The organism is Salirhabdus sp. Marseille-P4669 (assembly GCF_900240405.1).
In the GTDB taxonomy this organism is placed as follows: Bacteria; Bacillota; Bacilli; order Bacillales; family Alkalibacillaceae; genus OEQK01.
This window is the reverse complement of sequence record NZ_OEQK01000003.1, coordinates 451,882-460,808: the sequence shown is the minus strand read 5'-3', so window position 1 is coordinate 460,808 and position 8,927 is coordinate 451,882. Positions and strand designations below refer to the sequence as shown.

The following is an 8,927-nucleotide window of genomic DNA, read 5'->3' as shown; positions in this document are numbered from 1 at the left end:
CACCTAGCCAAGCTTGGCTAGGTGTGTGGGAGTCTATTTTCCACCCCAAATACCGGTTTAATTTTAATTTCCTCCATACAACAAAAAAGCTTGTAGAGAAAAAACACCTACTTTCTCTACAAGCTGACCACCTTAAAAAAGGTGGTTTTAGAAGGCTTTATTACTTTTCTTGGTTTTGAAAAAAATCCAAAAAGGCTTGATAAATCTCAATTCCTTGGTAAGAAAGTAAAGAAATCGCAGTCATAGAGAAGAAGCCTATCATAATAATACGAAACCATAGCATCATATTGTTTTCCTCCTTTTAAAAAAGATTCCGTTCTTTCAAAAGAAGAGGAAAAACCACATAATTTGATTGGTAAAAAACCGGAGTTAGTAATTTGCGATATTTTGTTAATTGAATAAGTTGGCCGAAGGGAACTGCTAAAGATAAGTGAATGAAACCTATTACGATAAAGTGTACAATTGCTATTCTTTTGTCTCCACCATTGTCTACTGAATCGAATGAATAATTAAGTAAGGGATCATATTCTTGTATATCGATTGGGTTGTGATCTAGTGTTAAGGTAGATTCAAATGTGTGCGAATAGCATACTACTAAAAGTAGAAGCAACAGGGCAACGTTTTTTTGCACAATCTTTCACCGCCCTTAAATGGAGTGTTATTTATTATATACGCTTTATCTATAGTTGGAAAGTAAAAAATAAACACAACACATATTCTAATTGTGCCACAAGAGACGTAATAGGAGAATGTAATACATAATTACGCTTGCGAAATCTTCCAACTAATTAATATAAGGACATAAAGAATTTTCATCTTTAAGTCCTAATACTACAGTATGAAGTGATATCATGATAGGATTCATACAAATTTCATTTTTTAGGCTCTTAACTAGAATAGTACTTTCATTGTCTAATAGCTTATGGTTGACAGCATAAGGCTCCTTCGCCTTTTTCTAGAGCTGATTTTAAGCTAGCTAAAACTTGCTTCCAAGCAGCTTGATGCCAGTTAAATGCTTCTGACCAGATTTCTTCCTCTTTAAATCCATCATGTGTTACAACAACCTTTGTATTGCTGTCATCGACTTTCTCGAACTTCACGTTGACAACGGTAAGCTCGTCTTCTTTATTCATTAGATTTTGAAAGGGATCAGGGCCTTTCCATGTAAATACTAATGTCTCTTTTTCGATAAGCTTTAAAATTTTACACCCTCTTGTGTTCATTTCTTCTTTATTGCCAGGTATGAAATAAAGTTCAAATGAACCACCAACTTTGGGATCAACTACCGCTTCCGGTGCGAACCATTGGGAAACACGCTCAGACAATGTCCATGCATACCATACGAGTTCCAACTCAGATTGAATGGTTACGTCACTTGTTATCGCTTTTGTATTAGTCGATGTTTTCAAGGCTTCATCCCCTTTTGCATTATTTTTCTTCCATATCGTATCATGATTACAGAATCATAGAAAGAATTTTCTGATATATCGAAGGTGAAAAACGTAGACCCATTTTAATAGCTAATTATGGAATCACAGATAACAACGAATTGATCGAAAAGTTAGCGATTTAACTAAACAATTACTTTTTGGAGAGGAACGCGAAAAGAGCATCATAATATTTATTAATTTAACTTACTCTATTATGTAAACATAATAACTATTGCTACTGAAAATAACGTCATCTCACTAAGTGTTAGGATTGCTTGTTTTGGTTGATCGGTATGCTTCCATTCAAAATAAGCACGTACAGCATAGTCGAGTATAACTGTAAGGAGAAATATAAAGAAAGTAAGCGTAAGATAAAGCTCCATGTTTTGTAGTTTCGTTAAAAAAAGGACAAGAAACGGAGCGATAAAGAAGATTGTTCTTAACCCCCAGTCTATTTTTTTATGACTGCTCGTGATGTGATTATTGGAGAAAAACTCTTTTTTAACCTTCTGAATTTGTAGGGTTTTTCTTAACAGGTAGCTAACAAGTTTTGTAAATGCAAAAGCAATAAAAAAGAATAAAGCCATTTCCAAAACATCAACATTCATGTGCATGCTCCTAGTCCGTAAGATTCCCGTAACAAAACGGGTAGTCAGTTATTAGGATATAATCTGGTGTCCTTTTATAGATTATTTTAGCATATGACAATAGTAATTTACAGAATATTCCTATTAATGCAATGGGGTTTGTGATAAAATGGATTATAAGAAATCCATAAATTTGGCGAAGGATAGGGGGATATTATTGATGAAGAGGGTTGGGCTATTGTTAATCTTAAGTTTTATTTTTGGCATACTATTTTTGAGTGGATGTGCTGACGATAACAAGGAAAATGCAACCATAGTTAAAAATCCGGACTCTCCTTATATGGAAACGTTTAAAGAGCTAGGCATAGGAACCCTTTATGATTTTTCGTTTACGTTACCAAATGCAAATAAACGATGGGTAACCTTATGGGTTGAGAAGTATGTTAATGGAGAAAAAGATCCGAATCCTCTAGCACAGTTATCTTACGGTCATAGCCCAAATGAACTCGAGGAGGGAAGCTTGGGGTGGGGAATCATTAATCCCCGAACAGAAGATACACAAGTATTTTTATATTCTCCCTCTACTACCTTACAGCCTAGAAATATAGATTTAGGGTATAAGGAGCTATTACCTAGCGGCTCTGAGTATACGATAGGAGAAGATAAGGTAGAGTTGAGCTTAGGAGAAAGTTATACCTTAGCTGTGTTCAGGCAGCCTTCTACTAATTCGGTTAAGCTATATGATTACACGAATAAATCGGAAGTGGAAAAAATGATAAAGGAGGATAGCTTAGTGTTATTATTAAAAATTAAAATTGAAGAAAAGTAAGAAATCTATCACATATACTTACCTAATATCCCAAGGAAAGAGAGGGAGAGGAATTGAATTTTGTTATTATTTCTATCACATTCCTCCTATCGACACTTGTTTCTATATACATAAAAAAGATTAGTAAATCAAAGGCAATTAGCATGTGGGTTGCGTTTGGGTTAAATACGGTCATTTTAATTAGCGCATCATGGCTTGTGTATTATTTGGATGAGGAAGCAGCATTATTTGGTTTAGCGCAAACTCGTTTTTCTATTTTATTATTTTTTATTCCTGTCTTAACCTGGGTTAACTTTATTATTCTACAATTTATAAAAATAGAGAAGTAGTGTATTATCGGTAATTACATACATATATGGGGCATTATGCTAACATTTTCTTAAAACTATTTATGGAGGATTTATATGGCTAGAGGTATTATTTATACAATTCTACTTTTCTTAATTTCGGTTTTTTTATTTTTGATAGTGACAAGCATACTGACAACAGGTTTGCCGACCATTTCCTTTTTTCTTTCCGTATTTGTAAGTCATATCATACTGGATAAGAATAAATGGTTAGTAGATCTATTAGTCGGGGTATATGGTGGAGAGAAGTCAGATGAGAGGAAAGCCTAATCGGGAGGATGCTAAAAAAAAGGAAAACGGTACCTCTCCTATGGGAAATGTACCGTTTTTATATGGTGTAAATTTAAGAAGATGGACTCTTCTCGGGCAGTAATCATTTCTACCATGTTATGTTTAATTGTTGTTAATTGACCGATTTTATTTTTATCTAGACCTAAGTCAAAAACGACTATTTTCTCTTTTAATTTTTCCAATTGTATTTCAAATGTTCTGGAAAGACCTATTTCGGAGGGGTTAACTGGAAAGTCTTGCTTATTTAATGAGTAGGGAGTTTTAAATTCAATATAAGGAATGAGCCATTTGAGATGTTTGATTGGAATGAACATTGTTTTATATACAGGTGAGTAAAAAACAAAGTAATCACTTAAAATATTTGTAATATACCCATGAATCGATTGATGACCAGTTACAAAAATTTCGACGAATGTTCCTTTGGCAACATTTAAGATTTTCCGAAGGGAGGTACTGTTATTTTTCTCGATATAAAAAGGTGACTCACCTGGATCGTTTATTTCTCTAATAAAATTTTCACTCCAGCCTTTTTTTAATTTTTGAATGTGTAATATCGGAATGTAAAGATAGTCATCTCCATCAAATAAAACGATGATATCTGCACCTATCTCAATTAAAATACCATCATAGTTTATTTTTCCAGATAGTTCTACGTTGATTTTCTCATTTACATAGTTATTTAACATATTCAAATCAGATCTTCCTTTCTTAGTTTAAAAGCCAAAGGTTCCATAAATATAAGCTTAGTAGACTCATAATCAAGCCGATTGGGATTACCATTAATGTGACTTTAATATATTTTCCCCAAGTAATTTTAATACCATTTTGTTTTAATAGATACATCCAGATTAATGTTGCTAAAGTTCCAACAGGGGTGAGTAGGGAGCCAATATCTGCACCAATGACATTTGCTAGATAGGATAGTTGAATTGTTTCTATATCCAAATTCATTTCCGTTAGCATAAGCGTTCCTATCATTACGGACGGTAAGTTATTTACAATATTAGATAAGAAAGATAGAAATGTTCCCATTATCATAATTGCGTTAAAAACACTGTCTTGTATGAAAGGTTTTAAAAAGTCAATGATACTATTGGTAATTCCGACGTTGTGAAGACCAAAAACTAGAATATACATGCTAAAGGCAAATAAAAGGATATGCCAGGGGGTTCGTTTGATAACATCTTTAATTCCTTTTCTTTGTTTGATCCATCTAAGCAAGATAATAATGACTGCTCCGACAATCGAGATAATTTCAATTGAAATACCAAAAGGGGACAAGACAAAATAGCCAGCGCGTACGAACACTACAATGATGAAAAAGAGTTTTAATGTAGACCAATCTACATCTGTTAATGGCTTTGAACTTTCCAAGGGATGTTTTTTGCCGCTCATGTCAAAAGCTTGGTTTATTATTGGAATCCTTTTTGGAATTTCACTTCTAAAGTATAGATAGAGGAGCAAACCAATTATGATGATCCCAACCATAGATGGTACAAACATCATATAAATATAACGATTTAAATCTAACCCTACAATCTGTAATGAAATTAGATTTGCGATATTACTTACTGCAATTGGAGCGCTAGAAGCTGTAGCAATAAGTGCTCCAGAAATTAGAAAAGGTATCTTTTGTTTGTCCTTTAATTTTAAAAAGGTAACGATATGAATAATAATTGGAGTTGTGATTAGAATGCTTCCATCATTATTAAAAAAAATCGTTGTAAAGAAACAAAGGATGTTAACATAGATAAAGAGTCGTAAACCGGAACCATTGGTTTTCAAAACTATATTTTGGGCAACCCATTTAAAGAAACCGACACTTTCTAACACAACCGTCATAACAATGGTAGATATAATCGTGATTGATGGGCCACTTACCATATTAAAAATATCAATTACCTCAGATAGAGGAACGATTCCAAAAATTAGAAATAATGATGCGCCAATGAATGTTGGAATTGTTTCATTTAGCCCCTTTGGTTTCCAAATCATAAATAAAATGGTTAAGGAAAAAATCGATATGGTGAGTCCGGTTCTTATTTCATCCATTAATGTTCGCCTCTCCCTTAATAGTAGAATCTTTTATTTTGATTGGGATGACTTTTTTCTCGTGTATTGTAGCATAGCCAGGTTTAATCAATTGATAATAAAAAATCCCGAATGCTACTAAAATGAACGCCATAGCCATTTTTAGTCCTCCTTCCTAAAATATCTTGAAATTTATTTTTCTTTCATATGCTGGTGGAGAGTTTCGTGAATTTTACAGCTATTAATAGATTGAATAAACTGTGAAGGGACCTTGTTATGGAAGGAACGGCTCCGTTTTCTATTTTTAAATGCTAAGTTTGAATATGAGTAAACACCAAAGTAATGTTTGCCCTTGACCTTTTTGTTTTTAGTAGATGCAACATAGGGTGAATTAATTGATAGATCAAGGGCAAAGTGGTTCTTAATTGAATTTTTATTTTTTGGGTAATCGAATCTCATTTCTTTTTTTTTTTTGATTTCACTTTTTTCCAATTTCGTAAATAGAAATCTTCCGTAATGTTATTCTTTTTGTATCTTTTTTCTGGGTTTGGGACTTCCTTTCTTTTTATAGGTGAATTCGTTTTCTTCATTGGCTTGATTTCACTTACCTTTACTTTTGTTTTTGGGGATTTTGGTATTTGCTCCTTTTCTTTATTTGTTTCATTATTTTGATGTTTGTCAGTGGTTTTCTCTTGGACTGGCTTATCTCTATTCTTTTCTTCTTGTTCTATAAGGTGGTTGGAAATGGTTTTATCTTCAACCTGTTCAACAGCTTTTTTCTCTGAATTTTCCGCTTCAGTCTTTTTTACCTCTTCACTCGATTCTATTGGCTTTGATTCAGTATCTTTGCTGTTGGAGTTCACTTCTGATTGATTTTCTTCAACTGTATAGGGGATTGCCTCATTATTAGATTCTTGAGCTGTTTCATTTTCGTTTTCCTCGTTTTCCTCGTTTTCTTCTTCTATCTCTTCTTGAATCTCTTCCTCCTCATTTTCCAATGGTCTTAATTGAATTTTGACAATTTTTTCGATTGGTACATATTTGATTTCCTCTTCATCTATGAAAATTAGATAATTCATATTCGCCTCACTAACTACCCCCTCAATAAATCCACCTTCAGTATGTTTTATACAAACCCATGTGTTTTCTAAATCTTGTAGTAAATTACTAAAAGTGTCTCTATTTAAATAGTTATAAGTTGGCATATCCATAGCAATTTCTTTGGAGTTTTTCTTGATCTCTACTAAGTGTCGCAAGCTGAAATAGTCAATTTCTTCATTTTCTCCTAGCACAATGAGATGGTCCCATTTTAAGTCTAGTAGTTTTCCATAGACGTATTCATCTCCACTTAATTGAACCCGCACGGTATAACCGACAAGGTCATTTAAGTTATTGTGAGATGTCATCTGATCTCCTCCTTCCTGTTTTGAAGAAAGCCGCTCCTATAACGAAGCGACTTTTATATTAATTTTCAGTTCTTAAATTGCCTCTTTGTACCTCCATTTCCTCTAAAGGAACAGGTGGCTCTGGTTTTAATCCATAACTGAAGTTTCTAATATGGAAAGTAGATAGTCGAATGACTTCGGTATACAATACAACCGTTACATAATCCTCTGTAATCTCATCGATGACACCCTCCAGCTTTTCAGGACCACCTCTATTAATTGTGATCCACTTATGCTTCATTTTTCTTAGTAAATCAATGAAATTTTCACCTGTCTCATATTTGAAATCCTCAGATGCTTCCAAATCAAACTCAATCCCATTTTTTACTTCTTCTGTAATACTTTTAATATGATGGGTTTTGTAATACACTACCCCATCTTCTTCTGTTAACAACACTAAATAATCTGTATACACATCTAGTAGCCTACCAACTCTTGATTCGGGACCTCCTCTATCAAAACGAACTACTTTATCCCGAAGAGATTCTAAATAAGTTCTCATTTGCTCACTCATTTACCATAACCTCCACTATTATTTTTTGTGTAAATTCACTGTATGTATATGTGTCATATACTAATAGGGTACTAGTTACATCGCCTCTTTCCTTAATTTTACACAAATGTCTAGTAGACTCTTAGCCATATGAAAGGTGACCAAAAAAAAACCCTCATTAGACGGAGGGTTTATAACAGTAAATTCATGTTTGCTTTTAAATAGTCATTTCTCTTTTTTATAAATTCCAGAATATAATCAAACTCCCTATCAAAAGCATCTATAGACTTTTGGTAGGGGTCCTGTAACACATATGGTCTAATTGTTTGCAACAGCTCCCTAATATATCCTTCTAAATACGTAACAGTAAAATAATGTTCTAACAGATCAGATAGCGTTGAATGATATTGTTTACGAAATTGAGGGACAGATAAAAGTCGTGCAGATAAGGTATTATATCCTGTGATTGGTACATAATCATGATCTAATTCTTTTCCATTCAAATTTCTTCCCCAGGTCCCATCATAATCCCAAGGTGTTATATCAAAAAGACCAGTATCGTCATTTCGATATAAAGCGTAATTATGAATAAATCCATCAAAGTTTTGTGTGCAAACAACCCCTGCCAACCAAAGCATATATTTAGGGATATTAAGCACAAGAGCTATTTCTTTTTTAAATTCGGCTTTTGGCAAAGTGTTAATAAGGAAGATAAGGTTTTCCAAAGGTTCATTAGTAGGACTATGACTTTTGCTATAATGCTTGGTATATCCATCAAGAAGGTTTTTTTTCGTATTTCCTTCAGGGGTGATAAGGGAAAAGTTAGCATCATCATTGGTTGCATAATAGATGTCACCATCCGCAAGTCCACGATTCTTCAAAAATAGACCATCAAAAGATTCGATTTGTAAATAGACACCCTCTAACCTCTTGTTTAATCGTAGTTGTACATGTTTAGATTTTGGGGCGATAACCCCTATGTCATTAAAAAAGTCAAAAGATAATTTATTTCGAATTCGCGAAGGGTCTTTATATTCTGCATTTAAATGTATTCTTCTTTGATTTTGAAATAATTGGAAATTTGGGAACGTTATATCATAAGACTTTTTCGGTAATTTTCGAATATGATGTCCCCTATACAATAGATCCATGTCATAGATTTGATTTAACAATTGAAGCTTTCCTGGAACAGGGGTATCTGACCAAGGATCATTACGTAATTTTTTTAACTTTTTAGGGTTTGCGATTATTTCATATTGTATAACTTCTTGAATCGACTCCATCATTTTACTCCTCTCGTAAATTAACTAATGTACTGTATGTAAAATATTGCAACATTTGTGAGTGATTTATAAAAACCATGTCATTTATACAAACCATTCCTTCACAGATGCGTATTTTAAATATAGAAATTCATATTTTTCTAAGGAGTGAGAACGTATGACAAAAATACTAACAGTTAGTAGAGCAAAAG

At 33.2% G+C, this 8,927-nt stretch carries 13 protein-coding genes; 3 read left to right on the top strand and 10 right to left on the bottom strand.

Annotated elements, in window-relative coordinates:
* Positions 1–160: 160 nt before the first annotated feature.
* From C1A05_RS18435 to C1A05_RS08925, 4 genes are all read right to left on the bottom strand, one after another.
* The gene (locus tag C1A05_RS18435) at positions 161–286 is read right to left on the bottom strand and encodes a hypothetical protein (protein ID WP_255398295.1); all 126 of its coding nucleotides are present in this window, start codon (positions 284–286) and stop codon (positions 161–163) included.
* Positions 287–301: 15 nt separating this feature from the next.
* The gene (locus C1A05_RS08935) at positions 302–631 is read right to left on the bottom strand and encodes a hypothetical protein (protein WP_102027853.1); all 330 of its coding nucleotides are present in this window, start codon (positions 629–631) and stop codon (positions 302–304) included.
* A 289-nt stretch (positions 632–920) separates the two neighbouring features.
* On the bottom strand, positions 921–1,409 hold the full coding sequence (locus C1A05_RS08930; protein ID WP_102027852.1) for an SRPBCC family protein: 489 nt from the start codon (positions 1,407–1,409) through the stop codon (positions 921–923).
* Between the two features lie 233 nt (positions 1,410–1,642).
* Positions 1,643–2,038 carry a DUF4181 domain-containing protein gene (locus C1A05_RS08925; protein WP_159462043.1) on the bottom strand — a complete coding sequence of 132 codons (396 nt, stop codon included), beginning with the start codon at positions 2,036–2,038 and terminating at the stop codon, positions 1,643–1,645.
* 199 nt (positions 2,039–2,237) lie between these two features.
* On the opposite strand from C1A05_RS08925, the gene C1A05_RS08920 reads away from it, so the two are divergent.
* From C1A05_RS08920 to C1A05_RS08910, 3 genes are all read left to right on the top strand, one after another.
* The gene (locus tag C1A05_RS08920; protein WP_102027850.1) at positions 2,238–2,846 is read left to right on the top strand and encodes a hypothetical protein; all 609 of its coding nucleotides are present in this window, start codon (positions 2,238–2,240) and stop codon (positions 2,844–2,846) included.
* A gap of 53 nt (positions 2,847–2,899) precedes the next feature.
* On the top strand, positions 2,900–3,175 hold the full coding sequence (locus tag C1A05_RS08915) for a hypothetical protein (protein WP_102027849.1): 276 nt from the start codon (positions 2,900–2,902) through the stop codon (positions 3,173–3,175).
* Between the two features lie 75 nt (positions 3,176–3,250).
* Entirely contained in the window at positions 3,251–3,463 is a 213-nt protein-coding gene (locus C1A05_RS08910; RefSeq protein WP_102027848.1) for a short-chain dehydrogenase, read from the top strand.
* A 38-nt stretch (positions 3,464–3,501) separates the two neighbouring features.
* Here C1A05_RS08910 and C1A05_RS08905 read toward each other — a convergent pair whose 3' ends face one another.
* The 6 genes from C1A05_RS08905 to C1A05_RS08885 form a co-directional block, all read right to left on the bottom strand.
* A complete protein-coding gene (locus tag C1A05_RS08905; protein ID WP_234998452.1) occupies positions 3,502–4,170 on the bottom strand; it encodes a DUF2642 domain-containing protein in 669 nt (222 codons plus the stop codon).
* A 22-nt stretch (positions 4,171–4,192) separates the two neighbouring features.
* Positions 4,193–5,536, bottom strand: a complete 1,344-nt coding sequence (locus C1A05_RS08900) for an arsenic transporter (protein ID WP_102027846.1) — start codon at positions 5,534–5,536, stop codon at positions 4,193–4,195.
* Positions 5,529–5,675, bottom strand: coding sequence for a hypothetical protein (locus C1A05_RS18030; protein WP_159462042.1), 147 nt, complete (start codon positions 5,673–5,675; stop codon positions 5,529–5,531). Before C1A05_RS18030 ends, C1A05_RS08900 begins: the two co-directional genes overlap by 8 nt.
* A gap of 295 nt (positions 5,676–5,970) precedes the next feature.
* Positions 5,971–6,921, bottom strand: a complete 951-nt coding sequence (locus tag C1A05_RS08895) for a hypothetical protein (RefSeq protein ID WP_102027845.1) — start codon at positions 6,919–6,921, stop codon at positions 5,971–5,973.
* Positions 6,922–6,979: 58 nt separating this feature from the next.
* Entirely contained in the window at positions 6,980–7,474 is a 495-nt protein-coding gene (locus C1A05_RS08890) for a hypothetical protein (RefSeq protein ID WP_234998445.1), read from the bottom strand.
* 170 nt (positions 7,475–7,644) lie between these two features.
* Complete coding sequence (locus C1A05_RS08885) at positions 7,645–8,736, bottom strand: CotH kinase family protein (RefSeq protein WP_102027844.1); 1,092 nt, start codon at positions 8,734–8,736, stop codon at positions 7,645–7,647.
* Positions 8,737–8,927 lie beyond the last annotated feature (191 nt).

What these genes read in the sequence shown, in the direction of transcription:
- C1A05_RS18435 (WP_255398295.1), bottom strand. Translation starts at nt 286, where the DNA reads ATGATGCTATGGTTTCGTATTATTATGATAGGCTTCTTCTCTATGACT.
- C1A05_RS08925 (WP_159462043.1), bottom strand. Translation starts at nt 2,038, where the DNA reads ATGAATGTTGATGTTTTGGAAATGGCTTTATTCTTTTTTATTGCTTTT.
- C1A05_RS08920 (WP_102027850.1), top strand. Translation starts at nt 2,238, where the DNA reads ATGAAGAGGGTTGGGCTATTGTTAATCTTAAGTTTTATTTTTGGCATA.
- C1A05_RS08910 (WP_102027848.1), top strand. Translation starts at nt 3,251, where the DNA reads ATGGCTAGAGGTATTATTTATACAATTCTACTTTTCTTAATTTCGGTT.
- C1A05_RS08905 (WP_234998452.1), bottom strand. Translation starts at nt 4,170, where the DNA reads ATGTTAAATAACTATGTAAATGAGAAAATCAACGTAGAACTATCTGGA.
- C1A05_RS08900 (WP_102027846.1), bottom strand. Translation starts at nt 5,536, where the DNA reads ATGGATGAAATAAGAACCGGACTCACCATATCGATTTTTTCCTTAACC.
- C1A05_RS18030 (WP_159462042.1), bottom strand. Translation starts at nt 5,675, where the DNA reads ATGGCTATGGCGTTCATTTTAGTAGCATTCGGGATTTTTTATTATCAA.
- C1A05_RS08895 (WP_102027845.1), bottom strand. Translation starts at nt 6,921, where the DNA reads ATGACATCTCACAATAACTTAAATGACCTTGTCGGTTATACCGTGCGG.
- C1A05_RS08890 (WP_234998445.1), bottom strand. Translation starts at nt 7,474, where the DNA reads ATGAGTGAGCAAATGAGAACTTATTTAGAATCTCTTCGGGATAAAGTA.
- C1A05_RS08885 (WP_102027844.1), bottom strand. Translation starts at nt 8,736, where the DNA reads ATGGAGTCGATTCAAGAAGTTATACAATATGAAATAATCGCAAACCCT.